The sequence below is a fragment of the Alteromonas sp. ABE4_545 genome, from assembly GCF_056161325.1.
The window spans coordinates 58881-78612 of record NZ_JBSWYY010000010.1; the positions used below are offsets into that span (position 1 = coordinate 58881).

General features: G+C 46.6%; 13 protein-coding genes. 11 read left to right on the forward strand and 2 right to left on the reverse strand.

The genetic code is table 11. The features are described 5' to 3' along the window. The first annotated feature begins 628 nt into the window (after positions 1 to 628). The 3 genes from gltB (at position 629) to ACXAH6_RS11245 (ending at position 9290) form a co-directional block, all read left to right on the forward strand. Positions 629 to 5095 carry a glutamate synthase large subunit gene (gene gltB, locus ACXAH6_RS11235; RefSeq protein ID WP_474876867.1) on the forward strand — a complete coding sequence of 1489 codons (4467 nt, stop codon included), beginning with the start codon at positions 629 to 631 and terminating at the stop codon, positions 5093 to 5095. Positions 5096 to 5108: 13 nt separating this feature from the next. Then, complete coding sequence (locus ACXAH6_RS11240; protein ID WP_474876869.1) at positions 5109 to 6524, forward strand: FAD-dependent oxidoreductase; 1416 nt, start codon at positions 5109 to 5111, stop codon at positions 6522 to 6524. 444 nt (positions 6525 to 6968) lie between these two features. Continuing rightward, positions 6969 to 9290 carry a TonB-dependent receptor domain-containing protein gene (locus ACXAH6_RS11245; RefSeq protein WP_474876969.1) on the forward strand — a complete coding sequence of 774 codons (2322 nt, stop codon included), beginning with the start codon at positions 6969 to 6971 and terminating at the stop codon, positions 9288 to 9290. Between the two features lie 69 nt (positions 9291 to 9359). On the opposite strand, the gene ACXAH6_RS11250 is transcribed toward ACXAH6_RS11245, so the two are convergent. Then, entirely contained in the window at positions 9360 to 10253 is an 894-nt protein-coding gene (locus ACXAH6_RS11250) for a DMT family transporter (protein WP_474876871.1), read from the reverse strand. Positions 10254 to 10414: 161 nt separating this feature from the next. On the opposite strand from ACXAH6_RS11250, the gene ACXAH6_RS11255 reads away from it, so the two are divergent. From ACXAH6_RS11255 to ACXAH6_RS11275, 5 genes are all read left to right on the forward strand, one after another. Further along, the gene (locus ACXAH6_RS11255; protein ID WP_474876873.1) at positions 10415 to 10801 is read left to right on the forward strand and encodes a hypothetical protein; all 387 of its coding nucleotides are present in this window, start codon (positions 10415 to 10417) and stop codon (positions 10799 to 10801) included. Between the two features lie 95 nt (positions 10802 to 10896). Next, positions 10897 to 11499, forward strand: a complete 603-nt coding sequence (locus tag ACXAH6_RS11260; RefSeq protein WP_474876874.1) for a DUF2726 domain-containing protein — start codon at positions 10897 to 10899, stop codon at positions 11497 to 11499. Between the two features lie 123 nt (positions 11500 to 11622). Next, positions 11623 to 12321, forward strand: a complete 699-nt coding sequence (locus ACXAH6_RS11265) for a 5'-methylthioadenosine/adenosylhomocysteine nucleosidase (protein ID WP_474876876.1) — start codon at positions 11623 to 11625, stop codon at positions 12319 to 12321. A 16-nt stretch (positions 12322 to 12337) separates the two neighbouring features. After that, a complete protein-coding gene (locus tag ACXAH6_RS11270) occupies positions 12338 to 13294 on the forward strand; it encodes a cobalamin biosynthesis protein CobD/CbiB (protein ID WP_474876878.1) in 957 nt (318 codons plus the stop codon). Between the two features lie 63 nt (positions 13295 to 13357). Then, the gene (locus ACXAH6_RS11275; protein WP_474876880.1) at positions 13358 to 13756 is read left to right on the forward strand and encodes a DUF2721 domain-containing protein; all 399 of its coding nucleotides are present in this window, start codon (positions 13358 to 13360) and stop codon (positions 13754 to 13756) included. Between the two features lie 29 nt (positions 13757 to 13785). Here the strand turns inward: ACXAH6_RS11275 and ACXAH6_RS11280 are convergent, their stop codons facing one another. Further along, the gene (locus ACXAH6_RS11280; protein ID WP_474876882.1) at positions 13786 to 14109 is read right to left on the reverse strand and encodes a hypothetical protein; all 324 of its coding nucleotides are present in this window, start codon (positions 14107 to 14109) and stop codon (positions 13786 to 13788) included. 92 nt (positions 14110 to 14201) lie between these two features. On the opposite strand from ACXAH6_RS11280, the gene ACXAH6_RS11285 reads away from it, so the two are divergent. From ACXAH6_RS11285 to ACXAH6_RS11295, 3 genes are read left to right on the forward strand one after another with little or no spacing between them, the layout of a single operon-like run. After that, positions 14202 to 15917 (forward strand): DUF885 family protein, encoded by a 1716-nt coding sequence (locus ACXAH6_RS11285; RefSeq protein ID WP_474876883.1) that lies wholly within the window; start codon positions 14202 to 14204, stop codon positions 15915 to 15917. Positions 15918 to 15935: 18 nt separating this feature from the next. Next, positions 15936 to 17387, forward strand: coding sequence for a Na+/H+ antiporter NhaC (nhaC, locus tag ACXAH6_RS11290; protein WP_474876884.1), 1452 nt, complete (start codon positions 15936 to 15938; stop codon positions 17385 to 17387). A gap of 12 nt (positions 17388 to 17399) precedes the next feature. Beyond that, positions 17400 to 19667, forward strand: a complete 2268-nt coding sequence (locus ACXAH6_RS11295; RefSeq protein WP_474876886.1) for a S9 family peptidase — start codon at positions 17400 to 17402, stop codon at positions 19665 to 19667. Positions 19668 to 19732 lie beyond the last annotated feature (65 nt).

Genomic DNA, 19732 nt, shown 5'->3' on the forward strand with positions numbered 1-19732 from the left:
TAGTGAATACTTGACGGTATCCTAGCAGGTAAACTTATGACATAACATCATTGCTTTTCGTCAAAATAAGCGCACAATAGAAATTCAAATTAAAAAAACATCCCATTGCCGAACACTATTTGTGTCAATTCGACTTCGCAATGGCGGTTTGATGTTCTGTCCATCTGTGACTTAACAGCATTTCAAACAAGAAGAGTGTGACTCTTTATTCATATTTAATAGATAATTATTCTCATTTGCATTTTCATTTTTAAATTCAGACGCGAGGTAAAAAATGAGAATTAAGCCATCAAAAACAAAACAACATCAATACATAAAAACACCGTAAGAGATTGTTTAAAAAACATTATTTTAAGCTTTGAATAAATCGCGACAGCGGCTACCAACTTTGTAATTGATTTTGCTATTTAATGTCGGTATGTTGTACGGCCCGCTTGGTAAACATGCATAAAAATGCGGTACACGACTGGTATCCTCTAATAATAATAAACGACAATAAGACGCGATTGTCTGGGCGCCATTGCCCGGTAGATACGTCACATAATAATAATTTGTTGTAGTGGCCTAACCTCTGCGCAAAAACACACAACAAGTACCTTGCCCAGTCGAAGGTTGAAGGAGTTATGAGATGAGTTTATACAATCCCACCGATTCTCGGGATAACTGTGGATTCGGCTTGATCGCCCATATTCACGGAGAGGCAAGCCATTCACTGGTTGAAACAGCTATTGAAGGTCTGGATCGAATGCAACACCGTGGCGGTATTGCAGCCGATGGTAAGACCGGCGACGGCTGTGGCCTTTTATTGCAAAAACCCGACGCATTCTTCCATGCGATCGCCGACGAAAATGGCTGGAAACTCAGCAAAAAGTACGGCGTGGGTATGATTTTTCTTAGCCAGGACACTGAACTCGCTCAAGCAGCACGCGACGTGCTGAATGAAGAGTTAGAAAAAGAAACCTTGTCTGTTGTTGGTTGGCGTAAAGTGCCAGTCAATAAAGACGTGCTTGGTGAGCTTGCATTGACAGGCGTACCCCAAATCGAGCAGGTTTTTGTTAATGCGCCAGCAGGATGGCGTAAACGCGACCTCGAGCGCCGCTTATATATGGTGCGTCGTCGTGCAGAAAAACGTTTGGAAACCGACCCCGACTTTTACGTGGCTTGCCTGTCTGGCCTGGTCACTATTTACAAAGGCTTGGTCATGCCAAAAGACTTGCCTGCGTTCTATGCCGATTTGGCCGACGAGCGTTTGCAAAGTGCTATTTGTGTATTCCACCAGCGTTTCTCAACGAATACATTGCCGAAATGGCCTTTGGCTCAGCCATTCCGTTTCTTGGCACACAATGGTGAGATCAACACGATCAAAGGGAACCGCGACTGGGCCAAAGCCCGAAGCGGCAAATTTGCCACACCATTGATCCCCGACTTAAAAGACGCAGCACCATTCGTGAATACCGAAGGTTCTGACTCTTCATCGTTAGACAATATGCTAGAGCTATTCCTGGCTGGCGGTATGGACTTGTTCCGTGCCATGCGCTTGCTAGTGCCACCAGCATATCAAAACAACGCGACGATGGACCCTGAACTACGTGCGTTTTACGAGTTTAACTCAATGCATATGGAACCGTGGGACGGCCCTGCAGGTATTGTAATGACCAATGGTCGTCACGTAGCCTGTAACCTAGACCGCAACGGTTTGCGCCCAGCTCGTTATGTGTTAACCAAAAATGGCTTTATTACCCTTGCCTCAGAAATCGGCATTTGGGACTACAGCGAACACGACGTAGTTGAAAAAGGCCGCGTTGGTCCCGGTGAAATGCTTGCCGTGGACACTTACACAGGTAAGATCTGGCGTTCTACTGAAATCGACGATGAATTGAAAGTACGTCACCCATATAAAGAGTGGCTAGACAAACACATTCGTCATCTTACCCCTATCGAAAAACTCGATGCTTCATTGATTGGTCAACGTGTCTTCGACGACAATACAATGAGCATTTATCACAAGCTGTATAACTACAGCTATGAAGAAATTCATCAAGTGATTAAGGTATTGGGTAAAGACGGGCAAGAAGCCGTAGGTTCGATGGGCGATGACACGCCAATGGCAGTCATGTCGTCGAAGCACCGTACACTTTACGACTACTTCCGTCAGCAATTTGCTCAGGTTACCAACCCACCCATTGATCCATTGCGTGAAAACCACGTGATGTCATTGGCGACTTGTATCGGGCGCGAGCAAAACGTCTTTAGCGAAACCAGTGGTTACGCTGACCGCGTGTTGTTCAACTCACCCATATTAATGTACACAGACCTCAAGCAATTACGTGAATTCAACCCTGAGAACTATTACTCAGAAGTGGTTGAGTTGATGTACTCGCAAGAAGAAGGTTTGAAGAAAGCCATTGAGCGAATTTGTAACGAAGTGGAATACCTCGTTAAACAGAAACGCGCTGCCTTTGTGATTCTTTCGGATCGCAATATTAAACAGAATCGTTTACCCATCCCTGCCGCGATGGCGGTGGGCGCAGTGCAACGTCGCCTCATTGATAAAGCATTGCGTTGTGATGCAAACATTGTAGTGGAAACCGCTTCTGCCCGAGACCCTCATCACTTCGCCGTGTTGATTGGCCTAGGTGCGACAGCTATTTATCCATTCCTCGCTTATGAAACCATTGAGCAGCTTTGTGATAAAGGCGATTTAGACATCACACCAATGCAAGCAATGTTGAACTACCGTAAAGGTATCAATAAAGGCTTGTACAAAATCATGTCGAAAATGGGGATCAGCACTGTTGCCAGTTACCGTAGCTCGAAACTGTTCGAAGCGATTGGTATCAACAAAGACGTGACTGAACTCTGCTTTAAAGGCGTACCTTCGCGTATTCAAGGTGCAGGTTTTGAAGATTTCGAACAAGACCAAATTAACCTTAATCGCATCGCTTGGCTAAAACGCAAATCGATTAGCCACGGCGGCTTGTTAAAATACGTTCACGGTGGCGAGTATCACGCGTACAACCCAGATATCGTGAAGAGCTTGCAACAAGCTGTTGTGTCTGGCGAATACACAGATTACCAAACGTTTTCAGCGTTAGTGAACGGTCGTGCACCAGCACAATTGCGTGATCTATTAAAAGTCACACCTGATGCCGAAGCTATTGATATCAGCGAAGTGGAGCCTGCTGAAAGCTTGTTCCCGCGTTTTGATACTGCGGCTATGTCGATTGGTGCGTTGAGCCCAGAGGCACACGAAGCGCTAGCCATTGCAATGAACCGCTTGGGTGGCCAGTCTAACTCTGGTGAGGGCGGCGAAGATCCAAAACGATTCAACACTGAGCGTAACTCGAAAATCAAACAAGTGGCGTCTGGTCGCTTTGGTGTCACACCCCACTATTTGGTGAATGCGAACGTTATTCAAATTAAAGTGGCACAGGGTGCGAAGCCCGGTGAAGGTGGTCAGTTACCCGGTGACAAGGTGAACAAGTATATCGCTGAACTGCGTTTCTCAGTGCCCGGCGTTACGCTTATTTCACCACCGCCCCACCACGATATTTATTCAATCGAAGATTTGGCTCAGCTCATTTTCGACTTGAAGCAAGTTAACCCTACTGCGCTTATCTCAGTGAAACTGGTATCTGAGCCAGGTGTAGGGACTATCGCTACGGGTGTTGCCAAAGCCTATGCTGACCTGATCACCGTTTCTGGTTATGACGGCGGTACGGGGGCAAGCCCATTAACGTCTGTGAAATACGCCGGTAGCCCATTTGAGCTAGGCCTAGCGGAAACACAACAAGCGCTAGTTGAAAACGGCTTGCGCCACAAAGTACGCGTACAAACCGATGGCGGTTTGAAAACGGGCTTAGACGTGATTAAAGCGGCAATCCTCGGTGCTGAAAGCTTCGGTTTTGGTACTGGTCCTATGGTGGCGTTAGGTTGTAAATACTTGCGTATTTGCCACTTAAACAACTGTGCGACAGGTGTTGCAACGCAGGATGAAAAACTTCGCGAAGAGCACTACATCGGCTTACCCGAAATGGTGATGAACTACTTTAAGTTCATTGCTCAAGAAGTGCGTGAAATTATGGCTTCAATGGGTGTGCGCAAACTTGATGAACTCATCGGCCGCACTGAGCTGCTAGCAGTTATCGACGGTTATACCGCGAAACAAAGTAAGCTCGACCTTTCGCCATTATTAGAGAAGCCAGAAGCAGCAGAACATACGCGTTTGTTCTGTTCACAAACCACCAACGCGCCGTTGGATAAAGGTTTGCTGAACGCTCAAATGGTTAAAGACGCCAAAGCCGCCGTAGAGGCAGGTAAAGGCCTGTTGTTGAATTACCCAATTCGCAACACAGACCGCTCTGTTGGCGCTACCTTGTCTGGTGAAATTGCCAAGCGTTACGGCAACCACGACATGGAAGACATGCCGATTACTGTTCGCTTCAGAGGAACATGTGGCCAAAGCTTTGGTGTTTGGAATGCCGGTGGTTTGAACATGTACCTAGAAGGTGACGCAAACGATTACGTAGGTAAAGGCATGACCGGCGGTAAGCTGGTGATCCACCCTCCCAAAGGCGTGACTTTCGATACACACAACAGTGCCATTATGGGTAACACCTGTTTATACGGTGCAACAGGCGGTAAGTTATTTGCTGCTGGCCGTGCTGGTGAACGTTTCGGTGTGCGTAACTCTGGTGCCATTGCAGTCGTTGAAGGCGCTGGCGACAACGCTTGTGAATACATGACTGGCGGTATTGTTGCTGTATTGGGCGGAATTGGCGTGAACTTTGGTGCCGGTATGACAGGTGGTTTTGCTTATCTTTACGACGAGCACAATGACCTACAAGACCGTGTTAACCCTGAACTGGTTGAGATCCTCGACATTGAGCAAAAAGGTATTCTTACCGAACACCTTCGTGGCTTGATTAACCAGCATTATGAAGAGACAGGCAGTGAGCATTCATTGTCCTTGTTGACTGATTTTGCGAATGCGTTAACGCGCTTCAAGTTAATTAAACCGAAAACCAGTGATGTGAAAAACCTGTTGGGCCACATTAGCCGTTCAAGCGCAGAATTGCGCGTACAGGCACAATAGGAGGGGGTAACAAATGGCAAAGAACGTTTATCAATTTGTTGATGTAGAAAGAATTGATCCACCTAAAAAGCCAATCGTGGTGCGTAAGTCTGAATTTGCAGAGATTTACCAGCCATTGAGTCAATCACAGACAGAAGGTCAAGCCGATCGCTGTCTGGACTGTGGTAACCCCTACTGTGAATGGAAGTGCCCCGTGCACAACTACATTCCACAATGGTTAGCATTGGCAAACGAAGGCAAAATTTTGGAGGCAGCAGAGCTGTCTCACAAAACCAATAGCCTGCCTGAAGTCTGCGGCCGCGTATGCCCACAAGACCGTTTATGTGAAGGTGCGTGTACTCTGAATGATGATTTTGGCGCAGTAACAATTGGTAGTATTGAAAAATACATCACCGATACGGCGTTTAAAATGGGCTGGCGCCCTGACATGTCAGGCGTTACATGGACTGACAAAAAAGTCGCTATTGTTGGTGCAGGCCCTGCTGGCCTTGCATGCGCTGATATTCTAGTACGCAACGGCGTAAAACCCGTGGTATTTGATAAATACGACGAGATTGGCGGCCTGCTTACGTTTGGTATTCCATCGTTCAAGCTTGAAAAAGACGTGATCAAACTGCGTCGTGAAATCTTTACCGAAATGGGTGTTGAGTTTGTGCTCGGCACCGAAATAGGCAAAGACATTCCTTTCGAGCAACTACTGAACGATTACGATGCCGTATTCCTTGGTATGGGTACCTACAAGTACATGAAAGGCGGTTTTGACAACGAAGGCGCTGAGGGCGTATTCGAAGCGCTACCTTTCCTTATCGCGAATACAAATCGCGTCATGGGGCTTGAGAAAGACCCAAGCGAATACATCGATATGCAAGGCAAGAAAGTGGTAGTACTCGGTGGTGGTGATACCACCATGGACTGTGTACGTACTTCTATTCGCCAAGGTGCTGATAAGGTGACTTGTGCTTATCGTCGTGACGAACAAAGCATGCCAGGTTCACGCCGCGAAGTGGTTAATGCCAAAGAAGAAGGCGTTGAATTTGAGTTCAACGTAATGCCTTTAGATATCGCGGTTGACGAAAATGGCAAAACGGTTGGCGTAAGCATGGTTCGCACAGAAATGGGCGCACCCGATGCTCAAGGTCGCCGTCGTCCAGAAGTGGTTGAAGGCTCTGAATTTGTAATGGAAGCCGATGCAGTGATCATCGCCTTTGGCTTCCAGCCTAGCCCAGCCCCTTGGTTTGCCGAGTACGGTATCATTCTAGATGAGAGAGGCCGTGTTCGCGCTCCAGCCAATGGCCAATTTGCTTACCAAACGTCAAACCCGAAAATCTTTGCCGGTGGCGATATGGTTCGCGGCAGCGACCTAGTAGTGACAGCAATTGATGAAGGCCGTAAAGCGGCTGATGGGATCATGGATTACATCGGCGTGTAAGCGCTGTATTCAAATTGCGATACGCGAGGCGTTAGTTTTACGCAGCCGTATATAAAACTTATCAAGCACGATTAACACGACTTGTCGTTAATCGTGCTTTTTTATGCGCTTAATTATTTTCATTACAATTATCTAAGTTTACTTTCCTGGGGCCTCCCCTATTCCACCCCCTCAAATTTACCCTTATCTATGTATACATTTACGCGACAAAACCGCAAACGCAAAGAAATGCAAAGAAACGTCAAGCGGCAATTTATCAATAAACCCCTTACAAAACAGCAATATAAAATCCAATAATGAAAACCATTCGCATTAACGTTGACATTACCTTTACAAAACTTATCATGTACCCCGATTCAAAACACCGACATAAAAACACACTCACAAAAGGACATCTCAATGAGAATGCGCCAAACAAGTCTCGCCATCGCCATTAATGTAGGCATGGTTTCTATGGTTTCTGCCAATGCAGTTCCCGACTCCGAGAACATCGAACACTTAGTGGTGACAGCCACTGGATACGAACAAAAAATCACTCAGGCTCCTGCCAGTATTTCAGTGATTACAGCGGAAGACCTCAAAGCGCGTTCATTTACCTCTCTCTTGGATGCGGTGCAATTTCAGGAAGGGATTGATATAGGTACAACGCGAGACAAAACAGGCCAAGGCAGCGTTAGTATGCGTGGCCTAACGGGTGAATATACCCTGCTACTCATAGATGGTCGTCGCCAAAATAACCATGGCGATATATACCCCAACAACTTCGGTGGTAACGCCTTTAATCACATGCCACCACTGGATACCATTGAGCGAATCGAAGTCATTCGCGGGCCAGCTTCTACTTTGTATGGCGCTGACGCTCTCGGCGGTGTTATCAATGTCATTACCAAGAAGCATCGCAGCGAATGGGGCGGTAATATTACCTTCGGGCGCAGCCTGCAAACTAACAACGACTTCGGCAACGACATCACCACCGACTTTTCGGTAACAGGCCCGCTGATTGATAACGTATTGAGCTTGGGCATTCGTGGAAGTTTATACGAACAACAAGCGTCAACACCACAGTTGGCACCAGCGATTGATCCCAATGGTGTAGAGCACATGCGCTCGCTGGGCTTTGGCGGTGGCGGCCGCACTGTTGACAACAACAGCGAACACTATGGTTTCAGCTTAAACTATACCGCAGCAGAAGGTCATGAATTTGGCTTCGACTACGACAACTCACACCAAGAGTATGACAATACGCCAGAATACAACCTTGAAACTGGCGAAATCATTTACCCACTGGGTACTCGCGATAGCATTGAAAGTATCTGGCAGAGTCGTCGAGGCCAAGTGAATCCGCGTGCTGGCTATGCGGCTGAACAAGAGTTTGACCGTGAATGGTGGGCTTTAACTTATGATGGAAAATGGGACTTTGGTACCCTTGCCGCCTCACTGTCTTTTGTCGACACCCAAAACAATGGACGTACTTTGCCGCTTAGCGTGTCAGAACGTCAATTGCTGCAACAAATGTACGATGGTACAGGCGATTATGAAGGCATGACCGAAGAGGCGCGTCGCGACCTCGCTGAAGATACTTTTTTACCTCGCCCTGCTCGCCCACTCGATAGCCAACAATATACGTTTGATTTGCGTTTAGATATCCCGATCCAGGACGTTGTGGGCGATCACAACTTGGTATTGGGTACACAAGTTATTGACGGTGAGTTAAAAGACGGTGTATTTGGTCTGGAGTCTGGCTCGCCCGGCGCAGTGCAGGAACAAAAGATGTACTCATTGTTCCTCGAAGATAACTGGAGTTTCATCGACGATATGACAGTGACCGCTGGTTTCCGTTATGACAATCACGATGTATTCGGTAGCCAGACCTCTCCTCGCATCTACGCGGTTTACAATATTTCAGATTATTGGACAGTGAAAGGCGGTGTTAGTACGGGTTATAAAACACCAGAAACCACCGATTTGTACGATGGCATTACCGGCTTTGGTGGTCAAGGTACCAGCCCATTTGCAGGTAACCCTGAGCTCACCCCTGAAACGAGTGTTAACTCAGAGATCGCGCTGTATTGGAGTCGCGATGCCCACAGTTTCAACATTACCTACTTCAAAACTGATTTTGACGACAAGATCGCACGTGGTGATACGGTACAAAGTTGTGCGACAACCGGTGGCGTTCGCCCTTGCGTAAACTTAGGGGAATATGATGAGTTGGGTTATGACACCTATAGCCAAAACATCAATATCGACAAAGTAGAACTGCAAGGTGTGGAAATTGCGGGTCGGTATGGCATTACTGAAGATTGGTCGCTGTATGCCAACTATACGTGGACTGACAGCGAGCAAAAGAGCGGCTCTCAAATTGGCCTACCACTTACCAATACCGCAGAGCACATGGCCAATGCCAACCTTACTTGGGATATTAACGCCGACTTGAATGTTTATCTGCAAGCAGAGGTTCGTTCAGATAGATACCGTGGCTACGACTCTACGTTAGATCGCGAGCTCTATTTTAAAAATTACACCATGCTGCATTTAGGTGCTCGCTGGCAACTCAATGAATACGTAGTCGTAAATTTACGGGTAAACAACTTACTCGATAGAGACTTTACCACTTATTCTGTGACCTATGACGATCTCAATGGCGATGGCCAATTTGAATATCTCACAGGCCGAGGCGTGACCAGTGAAGTGAACTTTACTGACGACTATAACGTTAAGGACAAGGCCAGAAACTTTTGGGCTGGTGTGACGGTGAGTTTTTAATTCATTGAATTAACAAAGTTTGCCAAAAGCGGTCGTGGAAAACACGGCCGCTTTTACATTTTACTCCGGCTATTCAACAGCCTCTTGAGCAACGTTTAATGGTACTTTACGACGACGAGATTGCCCCAGCACCACACCAGACAAAATCAAACCGCACGCCATCAACTGACTACTTGTCAGGCTCTCATCCAGCAACCAAAAAGCAAACCCAATGGTATAAACAGGAATGAGATTACTAAAAATAGTCGCCTTGGTCAGGTCCATTTTGGTAATCGCGATGTTGTATAGCAAATACGCGCCTAGCGTGACGCAAACACCTAGAAAAACAATAGCATACAACGCTGGCCCCAGTGTCAGCGTGGGCACGCCCTGAGAAAACGCCAAAGGCATAAAAAATATCGTTCCCGAAAATGCCTGTAATGAGGTTAATACCAAGGGCGTATAACGAGTAGACAGCTTCTTTAAACACACACAATACACCGCCGAACACGCCATAGCGGCCAGCTCCAGACTATTGCCCAAGATAGGGTTACTGGCATGCTCATTTTCTTCGGCCGCCCAGCTTAACCAAACAAGACCAATAAAGGCGACAAAAAAACCAAACTGGGCCGTGGCAGTCATGCGCTCTTTGAGGAACAAGAATGCGAGTCCAGCCGCCATTGGCGGTAAAACGGCTGTCACCATACCCGCTTGCGCTGCCGACGTATATTGCAGTGCCATCGCCTCAAAGATGAAATACAAACAAGGTTCAGCCACAGACATCAGTAACAAGAGCTTCCAATCTCCCTTGTGATACTTAAAACTGCGTAGCCCTTTCCACATTAATAAAAAGCACACACTTGCCACAACCATGCGAAGAAATATCACCCACATAGGTGAATATTCCGCGAAGGCGATTTTGAGAGCAATAAACGAACTTCCCCACAACATAGTGGCGATGAGTAATAAAATTGGAGGTAGCATGTACAGATTTAACCCGCTAACGTTGACGACGCGGGATAGTATCAGATAACCCTGACCAACAATACCTTGTTGGGATTTCACATACCTATTACGAGCCTAACTACATTGCGCCATGCAGGGCCAGTATCTATAGTTTTTGTAGTGGTAGCGAAACAAGACAAATGATGAAACGTAAACTTTCAATAATCGTGGCAATGATACTAGGGCAAAGCGCACTTTTAGCCGCCGAAACAATGCCAGTTGGCCCCAAAGCCACAACCTGCCCGGAACAATTTCACGGCGTGAAGTTACACCAAGAGGCCACTCAGTGTCAGCGATTTGACACAGATTTTCCGGTAAGCCTTGTGTATTTTGTCAGTGACACGCCCAATTCACTGGTAGCTTTTTATCTCGCTCATTACCCAGACTTATCAGCCAAAAAACCCGTCAACCACCGTACATTACTGGTCAGCCAAGATGGTCTGCGCCGAGTTATTGTAAGCCCAGATAACAAGGGCGCCCAAGTTGACGTGTTACTGATGAAAGAGCCTGCACCGCCTTCAATCTAATTGGCACTGCCTTTGCAATTCCATAACCAAAGATAAACAGGTCGCCTTATCTGTCATTAAATTGACGTTCGGGCATCAACACATCGAGGAATGGTATGGAACTGGCTATAATTTTAACTATGTTACTGATTGTTGTGTCGGTAGGTGCGTTAAAGCTCGCCGACAGTGGCGTGGCCTTCCCATTTAGAGGTAAGCAGCAACTTTTTACCCCAGTGGAACACGCTTTTCTGCAGCTGCTTGAGCAAGCCGTTGGGCATGAATTCAGAATTATATCGCGCGTGAGGCTCACCGATGTATTAACCGTACACAAGCACGCTAACAAGCGTCAAGCGAGAGCAGCGCAACTACGTGCAGGAGGCAAACAACTCGATTTTGTACTCTGCACCCGTCAAGATATGACACCTATCCTCGCCATTGATCTCGTGCACAAACAAGGGAAAGAAGGCTATAAAACCCAACGCGATTGGTTTGTAAGTGGAGCACTCGACGCAGCTGGCATTCCCCACGCCCGCATTAAAGTCAAAGCCGGTTACAGCGTAGACGACATCCGCGAGTGCGTTGAAAACAAATTGATCCCCATGCGTAAACGTCAACAGCGTATGGCTGAAGCTGCAGAAACCTTTACCCCAGCGCCAAATAAGCGACCAACTCGCCCGTTGCGCTCAAGTCGACCACAAGTAGGCCCGCAAGCCGCATAAATACGGTCGCAACATCACAAAGACAACTCAAAGCCATGCATTGCATGGCTTTTTGCTTTAAGCATTGGTATTCCCGCATAATTCCACTAAAATCCTGCCTTTAAACCAGATAAAGAGAAGACTATGAAAATTGGTATCTTAGGTGCGATGGAACAAGAAGTTGCGCTGCTAAAAGCCTCCATTGAAAATATGCAAACCACCACTCACTCACACCTGACTTTTTATCATGGTTCGTTATACGGCATTGAAGTAGTGGTAGTGCAATGCGGTATTGGTAAAGTGGCGTCTGCGGTTGCAACAACGATGCTAATCGACCACTTCTCTCCTGATTACGTGGTTAACACCGGTTCTGCAGGCGGTTTTGATAGTGCGTTAAATATTGGCGACTTAGTCATAGGTACAGGGGTACAACACCACGATGTCAACCTGACACACTTTGGTTATGAGCTAGGACAATGCAGTGGTATGCCTGCCGTTTATTCTTGCGACGAACGTCTGATTGGCGCAGCCGAAGAAGCCGCCGAAGAAATTGCTGATATAAAATCAAAACGCGGTTTGATTTGTACTGGCGATAGTTTTATCGGTTCAGATGAAGCCGCCGCACAAATTCGCGAAGCCTTTCCTACGATGAAAGCATGTGAAATGGAAGGTGCCGCCATTGCGCAAACTTGTCACATACTGAAAACACCTTGCTTGGTGATCCGCAGTTTGTCAGACATTGCCGGCAAAACTTCAACGGTCTCTTTTCAATCTTACTTAGAAACCGCATCAAAAAATTCTGCCCAGTTGGTTATGGGTATGATCAAACATTTGGCAGCCTAAGTATTCTCTTCGCACCATGGAAGGTTTATTAACGTCTGGACCATTGCAAGTCGCAATCACCCTGCTGGTTGTGGCATTGCTCGACCAACTTTGGCAAATACCCGCCGCGAGTCACCCACTCACCGCCATGCGTTTTTTAGCGCGTAGAATGGCCGACAAGGTGTTACCCGCTCAAGACAGCCCAGTCAGTCAGCATTACATATCAGGTTCACTGGGCTTTATTATGCTCGTTGGCCCATTAATGTTGATCTTGGTGTTCTTTATTTTTGTTGCAGAGCATCAATGGTTCTTTGACGGTGTGCTGCTGTACCTTGCCCTAACCTTGGGCAGCACAACTAAACGTATAAAGCGAATTATTCAGTATTTAGGTGACGGCAAGAAAATGCTAGCCAGAGAGACCTTAGCTCAACTGGTGGCTCGTGATTGTTCTACCTTGTCAGATATCGGTATTGCTAAAGCTGCTATTGAAGCGCTTCTGCTGAGATATTATACCCAGTATTGTGGTGTGGTATTTTGGTACTGTCTGACCGGCGGGCTTGGCGCGTTATTTTATCGCCTTGTCCTTGAATTTTCCTACACGTGGCATTTTCGTCAGCCCGGTTTTACGCACTTTGCCAAACCAATTCGGCTACTGGCCAAGTTAATGAGTGTTGTTCCTCAATGTATTGCCGCTTTTATCATGTTATTTGTGTCTGATGCGTTTGGTGCGATTAAAGCCCTGAAAGCTGCCAAGGTAAAAGACATCACTTCTCTGTTATTAGCCAGCTTCGGCGGCGGTCAGGGAATATTGCTCGGCGGCCCCGCCATTTATCACGGTGTCAAATACCGTTACCCTCGCGTGGGTGGGCCACGCCAAGTAAAATACTCAGACATGACCTATTGCTACCGTGCGGTTATGCGCCACTTCTGGCTATCTCTTATTCTCACGGCATTATTTAGTGTGATTATTCTTCAACTAATCTCAACATATTGATAACTACTTCCCACCAAGGCTTGTGGTAAAATCTCTGTATCACACCAAATTTATACATGAATAATGAGCATTGATATTTCCACACCGGCTATGTTGTTTCCAGCAATCTCTTTGTTATTGCTGGCGTACACTAACCGTTTTCTTACTTTGGCGAATTTAATTCGTCACTTTTCGAAAGACGATTACAACGACAATACAACTGCCCAAATTCGCAATTTGCGCCGTCGTACCTTTTTAATTAAGCGTATGCAAGAAGCTGGCGTGATTAGCTTTTTCTTGTGTGTGTTGTCGATGCTAGCCATTTACCTCACTTATCAAACGGTGGGCAACTGGTTATTTGGTGCAAGCCTTGTCGCGCTACTTTACTCTCTTCTGCAGTCTGTGCGAGAAATTAGAATTTCATTAGAAGCGCTTGAAGTGCATTTGGAAGGGATGGATCTCGACCTTAAAAAGAAAAAATAGCACCAGACAATACGTGCTATTCACTTCCATCAATCTTGTTGTTGGCATGTAAATTTGACCGACAATGCCAACCTAAAGAGCTGGTTAACATGAGTCAATTGGTGAGGGTTAAGCAAAGCCATGCTTTGCCCTTGCTCGGCACAATATTGGGTAGCCGTCGCGATCATTTGGTGTTTCAACGAAACTCTGTCGTTACTATGATAAAAGCGTGAATGACCGCCAATTAAAAATTCATCACGCAAACTCACCATCACGCAATCCTTTTCTATCAGTGCATTCCACACTTGTACTGCCAATAAACTGAACAATCCAATGGCCATGGAAAAAGTGGCTAATTTCTCTGTATTGAACATTTTTTCGTTGCCTAATTACTAACCCGACACTTGATGACATAAGTTATATAGTATACGTTATTTAAAAATAACACTACAACAATGGCAAAAAAATGCGACTCCGTACCCTATCTAAAATCGCCTTCGCGGTGGCGTCAACGATTACCCTGTCTCAGTCTTACGCTGCAACCAGTGAATTCGCAGACACCGTATACACCTATAACGCCGATAGAGAGGCAATAGATAGATTTTACGCTGTTCACCTGTCTAAAGAATACTTTGAGCGCGAACTCACCATGCTGGACGACTGGAAACAAAAACTCGCCGCCATTAACTTTGAAAATCTCAGCCGTGAAGCGCAAATAGACTACCTTCTTCTCAAAACACAGGTACAGCACGAGAGCAAAAGCCTCGCAGAGCAATACAAGCAATTTCTCGATGTGAGTAGCGTGGTCGACTTTGCCGAGCCTCTCAATCGCTTTATTTCCCAGCGCCGTCGGGGAACACAACCCAACAGCTCTCAGCTAGCCAAAGCCTTTATCGCCGCATCAGAAGCCATTACTCATAAGCGCAACGCATTAAAAGAGCACCCTTTCGAAAACTGGCAACAAGCCAAGCTCGCCGCGGATGTGGTTGACTCGCTGCAACAAGGGTTAGAAGAAGCGTTTAATTTTTATAATCACTACGACCCTCAATTTACGTGGTGGATGCAAACACCTCACGCCACACTAAGCCAAGCCTTTAACCAATACCGTGAATTTTTAACTAGCAACTATCGATCTAGCTCGGTTAAAGACGATGGCAGCGGGATTATCGGCCATCCCATCGGCAAAGCAGAAATAGAGGCCCAACTACGCAGTGAATATATCCCCTACAGCGCAGAGGATTTGATCGCCATTGCCAAAGAGCAATTTGATTGGTGCAAAGAAGAGATGATTAAGGCCTCTCGCGAAATGGGCTTTGGCGACGATTGGCGCGCGGCTTTAGAACATGTAAAAGACACCTACGTTGCGCCCGGTATGCAGCCGCAAACCATTAACGATTTAATGACTCACAGCGTAGAGTTTGTCGAACAACGAGATTTAATTACCTTGCCGCCGTTGGCAAAAGAAACATGGCGCATGATCATGATGACGCCAGAACGCCAGAAGATTAATCCATTCTTCACTGGTGGCAGTCGCATTAGTATTTCCTACCCCACAGAAGACATGAGTCACGATGACAAGCTCATGAGCATGCGTGGCAATAACCCAAACTTCTCTTATCCGACGGTTCAGCATGAATTACTGCCCGGTCACAACCTTCAGTACTTCATGGCTCAACGTAATATGCCCCATCGCCAGTCTTTCAGAACCCCATTTTGGACCGAAGGTTGGGCCTTGTACTGGGAAATTGTGTTGTGGGATAAAGGTTTCGCCACCACACCAGAACAAAAAATGGGCATGTTATTCTGGCGCATTCATCGCTGCGCAAGGATCATGTTCTCGTTGCAATTCCACCTTGGGCAGATCACTCCGCAACAAGCCATAGATATGCTGGTGAACGACGTTGGTCATGAGTATGCAAACGCCGAGGCTGAAGTACGCCGCTCCTTCGCCACCAGCTACGTCCCTTTGTATCAACTCGCGTACATGATTGGCGGTTTACAGTTTTACGCCCTGCGCAATGAAATGCTCGAAAAAGGCTGGACCGAAAAAGCCTTCCACGACCGGGTAATGGCTGAAAACTCCATGCCTATCGAGCTATTACGCCTCCTGATCCAAGACAAGCCTATTCCGCAGGACTATCGCACCCAATGGCGTTTTTCCACCGACTTTAAAGCACAATAATAAAAATAGGAAAATAGTATGACCACCCACCGACTCCCCAAAGGTTATGAAATCTTGTTGGTCGCCGCCGCCATTATTGGTGTGATCTTTTTGTTTGTGAATACCTTGGGTATCGCCATTCAATTAGCACTACTTACCAGTTGGTTTATCGTAATTGGCTTTGGTAAGTTACTCGGCTTGCATTACGACAAGATGCAGCACGGCCTAACCACAGGAATAGCCCAAGGTCTAGATGCAATCCTCGTACTGGTAGCGGTTGGCGCGTTGATCGGCAGTTGGATGGCAGGCGGTATCGTACCGAATATTATTTACCTTGGTTTGTCGGTGATGAGCCCTTCGATATTCCTGTTAGCCGCTTTTATTATTTGTGCGGTAACCTCGCTGGCAACAGGTACCTCATTTGGTACTGTGGGTACAGCGGGCATTGCAATGATAGGCATTGGCGCTGGGTTTGATTTCCCTCTCCCGTTGGTGGCAGGCGCGGTCATTTCAGGTGCTTATGTAGGCGACAAGCTTTCTCCCCTGTCAGACACCACAGTTATGACAGCCTCACTATGTAAAGTAGGCTTAGTCGACCACATAAAGTCGATGCTGTACGTAAGCACACCTGCAGTGATCCTATCTGGGATCTTATTTACCCTTGTTGGGTTTCAATACGGCCACGATGGAAGTACCGCGAAAGCCGCTGAAGTCATGAACGCCATTGCTAATGAGTACACCATTGCTTGGTATATGCTTCTTCCCGCATTGGCTGTCATAGCGTTGCTGATGGCGCGATTACCCTCTGTTCCCGTCATTTGCTTTGGCGCGGTACTGGGTGTTTTTTGGGCCATTATTTTTGAACAGCTCCCCGCTGTTGACGCTATCTCCACATTATATTCTGGTAATCATATAGACTCCCCGGTGACTTTTTTAAATTTATTGCTCAATCGCGGGGGCATAGTTTCAATGTTAGAGGTTATTGTACTTGTCATACTTGCGTTGGGCTTAGGTGGCTTGATGGAAGTCACTGGTGTCTTAAGTACAATTGCTAATGGGTTACAGAAATGGGCGAACAACTTGGGTCGCTTGGGTACCTCTACATTGTTAGCCGGTTTCCTCGGTAATGTATTAGGTGGCGCCGCCTATGTCTCGCTGATTACGGCAAGTACCATTACCGGAAAAAATTACGACCAGTTAGGTGTCGACAGGCGGGTACTGTCACGCAATACAGAAGCTGGCGGTACGGTAACTACGCCAATGGTACCGTGGACCGACGGGGGTGTTTTTATGGCAACAACCTTAGGCGTTGCGACTACCGCGTATCTACCGTATTTGTGGTATCACTTTTTTGTTTTATTTATCTCAGGCTTGTATTGTTATGCCAACTGGTTCTGTTTTAACAAAGTCAGCGTCGACACCGCATCGAGTCAAGGATCACCACACTCCGCTCCGCAAATAACCACAAAACAGGCCAAACAGGCTAACTAAAGGGACGCAAGATTGAAATTCACTGCATTATTATTAGGTTCACTGGTAAGCACGACTTTAAGTGTTACCGCAGCGCCGACAAAACAAGATTTTGCCCACTCAGTGGGGTTGAGAGAAAATTGGAAAACACTCACTGAAGACGTGGTGTTTCCAGTAACCTGGACACAAGACGGCACATATATTACGTATAGAAAAACCGTTGAAGGCGGCTTTGCTTATTACAAGGAAAATGTGCAAACCGGTGAAGCGGTATTAGCATTTGATCAGAATGCCATCGCCAACGCACTAACAATCGCGACTGGCGAAACCACTCACGCCAATACCCTTCCCTTCGACCAGTTTTATCTTACTGACAGCCAAATCAGCTTTAGCTTTCATTATGAACCTTGGCAATGTGCACTTGATGGCAGTGAATGTCACGCGATTGAATACTCAGGAAGACCTAAAGCCGATGGCGTGGTTCGCGACTTACGCGTGGATGTATCGCAAACCAAAATCCCATCTCCCGATGAAAAATACACAGTTGTTCAGTCTGGCTACAACATTGCTATTAAAAACGACGGCAAAACGGTAATCAGCACCAACGACGGAACCAAAGACAATTTTTATGACATTGAATCTGTCTCTTGGTCACCTGACAGCCAAGCGCTTGTGGTGGTAAAAGTTGAGCCTGGTGAGCAAAGGTATGTTACCCGTGTGCTCAGTTCACCAGACGATCAACTTCAGCCCAAAGTGATCACTCAGCTTTACCCTAAACCCGGCGATCGCGTGGATCACGACCAACCCATTCTGATCGATGTCGCGACACACAAAACGACAATCATTGATGAATCGCTGTTTTCAGAAGCCTACATGCTAACCCAGTTCTATTGGCGTGAAGATAGTCAAAGCTTTGCCTTTCACTATACTCAACGCGGGCACCAAGATGAGCGTTTAATTGCCGTTGATCGCTCCACAGCCAGCACAAAGGTGGTTATTGATGAACAAGCCGAAACCTTTGTTTATCAGTGGTATGGCTTTTTCCACGATGTACAAAATAAAGGCGAGGAAATTATCTGGCGCTCAGAGCGTGATGGCTGGGCTCACCTGTATTTAATCGACGGCAAATCAGGTAAGGTAAAACAGCAAATCACAAAAGGTGAATGGCCTGTACGTCGAGTACTTCATGTTGATGACAGCAAACGCCAAATTTACTTCGTCGCCAGTGGCATGAACCAAAGTGAAGACCCTTATTTTGAGCACGTTTATCGAGTGAATTTTGACGGCAGCAAACTCACTGAGTTAACACCTGAACACGCCTCTCATCAAGTCAGTTTCTCACCGGACATGCGTTATTACGTCGATGTGTACTCTCGTGTAGATTTACCTAATGTCGCAAAATTGCGAGATACGACTACTGGTGAACCGATCCGTACCATCGCCACAGGGAAAATGGATAAACTACAACAAGCGGGTTACGTACCGCCAACCCCTTTTGTTGCCAAAGGTCGAGACGGTAAAACCGACATTTGGGGTTTGATCGTCAAACCAATCGATTTCGACCCCACTAAATCTTACCCCGTTATTGAAAACATCTATGCTGGCCCGCACGACAGTTTTGTGCCTAAAACCTTTTGGCCCTTTGGTTATCACTCAGGTGGAGACAAGGTGGTTGGCATGCAAGCTTTAGCCAACTTGGGTTTTATCGTGGTACAAATGGATGGCATGGGCACAGCCAATCGTTCGAAAGCTTTTCATGACGTTGCGTGGAAAAACTTAGGTGATTCGGGTTTCCCAGACCGTATTTTGTGGCACCAAGCAGCGGCCAAACAATTTAGCTGGTATAACATTGCTGACGGCGTTGGTATTTATGGCGCATCAGCGGGAGGGCAAAGCACGTTGGGCGCTTTACTTTTCCACCCAGATTTTTATACCGTTGGCGTTGCGTTTGCAGGCTGCTATGACAACCGCATGGATAAAATGAGTTGGAACGAGCAATGGATGGGCTACCCAGTAGACCAATCTTATATTGACGCATCAGGTATGGAGCACGCCGCCAACTTGCAAGGTAACCTGTTGATTATCAATGGCGAACAAGACAGTAACGTCGACCCTGCATCGTCAATGCAAGTCGTGAATGCGTTGATTAAAGCGAACAAGACATTCGATTTGCTCATTGTGCCAGGTGGAGAACATTCTACCGGCCGTTCAACCGGCCCGATAGACTACATCCAACGTAAACAGTTTGCCTTTTTCGTTGAACACTTGCTCAAGCAACCTGTTCCAAATTGGAATAATTAAGCAAAAAATGTATGAGAAGAAAATATTTTGTCTATGGTATACAATATCCTTACAAAAACGCTTTT

Excerpts from the sequence above, each read along its gene's own strand:
- ACXAH6_RS11250 (WP_474876871.1), bottom strand. The coding sequence starts at position 10,253 with ATGCTACCTCCAATTTTATTACTCATCGCCACTATGTTGTGGGGAAGT.
- ACXAH6_RS11240 (WP_474876869.1), top strand. The coding sequence starts at position 5,109 with ATGGCAAAGAACGTTTATCAATTTGTTGATGTAGAAAGAATTGATCCA.
- ACXAH6_RS11265 (WP_474876876.1), top strand. The coding sequence starts at position 11,623 with ATGAAAATTGGTATCTTAGGTGCGATGGAACAAGAAGTTGCGCTGCTA.
- nhaC (WP_474876884.1), top strand. The coding sequence starts at position 15,936 with ATGACCACCCACCGACTCCCCAAAGGTTATGAAATCTTGTTGGTCGCC.
- ACXAH6_RS11275 (WP_474876880.1), top strand. The coding sequence starts at position 13,358 with ATGAGCATTGATATTTCCACACCGGCTATGTTGTTTCCAGCAATCTCT.
- ACXAH6_RS11270 (WP_474876878.1), top strand. The coding sequence starts at position 12,338 with ATGGAAGGTTTATTAACGTCTGGACCATTGCAAGTCGCAATCACCCTG.
- gltB (WP_474876867.1), top strand. The coding sequence starts at position 629 with ATGAGTTTATACAATCCCACCGATTCTCGGGATAACTGTGGATTCGGC.
- ACXAH6_RS11255 (WP_474876873.1), top strand. The coding sequence starts at position 10,415 with ATGATGAAACGTAAACTTTCAATAATCGTGGCAATGATACTAGGGCAA.
- ACXAH6_RS11245 (WP_474876969.1), top strand. The coding sequence starts at position 6,969 with ATGGTTTCTATGGTTTCTGCCAATGCAGTTCCCGACTCCGAGAACATC.
- ACXAH6_RS11280 (WP_474876882.1), bottom strand. The coding sequence starts at position 14,109 with ATGTTCAATACAGAGAAATTAGCCACTTTTTCCATGGCCATTGGATTG.
- ACXAH6_RS11285 (WP_474876883.1), top strand. The coding sequence starts at position 14,202 with ATGCGACTCCGTACCCTATCTAAAATCGCCTTCGCGGTGGCGTCAACG.
- ACXAH6_RS11260 (WP_474876874.1), top strand. The coding sequence starts at position 10,897 with ATGGAACTGGCTATAATTTTAACTATGTTACTGATTGTTGTGTCGGTA.